At 50.8% G+C, this 400-nt stretch carries 1 protein-coding gene; it reads right to left on the reverse strand.

The features are described from left to right. Positions 1 to 400, reverse strand: a 400-nt coding sequence (locus AB4585_RS24680; RefSeq protein WP_372171386.1) for a 2Fe-2S iron-sulfur cluster-binding protein, incomplete at both ends; no start/stop codon positions are given.

Raw genomic sequence — 400 nt, forward strand, 5'->3', positions numbered from 1 at the left:
GGGGCATAGGCAAGGTACGCTTGATCACTTCGATGGCTTTTTGATGATCATTTTGAGCGATGTGATACAGATAAGATTGGATATCAACACCCGCAGGGCAAGCCGTTTTGCACGGCGCTTCGCAGTCGGCGTAGTGGTCGGTCATGATGCGGTTCAGGGCTTGACGACGATGTTCACTCAGGTGTTCAGATTGAGTGACAACGTTCAGCCCATTGTGCACCTCAAGTTCACAAGAGCGCTGCACTCCGCCACTTTCAACCTCTACCACACATAAGTCGCACGGCATCTTCTCGCCACTTTTGTTAGCACCACACAGTGAAGGTATCTCCACACCACACACATTGGCAGCTTCAAGCAGAGTCATGCCCTGCTCTACTACACGATACTTTCCATCAATGAC

The sequence above is a fragment of the Vibrio sp. 10N.222.49.C9 genome, from assembly GCF_041474985.1.
GTDB classification, from domain to species: Bacteria; Pseudomonadota; Gammaproteobacteria; order Enterobacterales; family Vibrionaceae; genus Vibrio; species Vibrio crassostreae_C.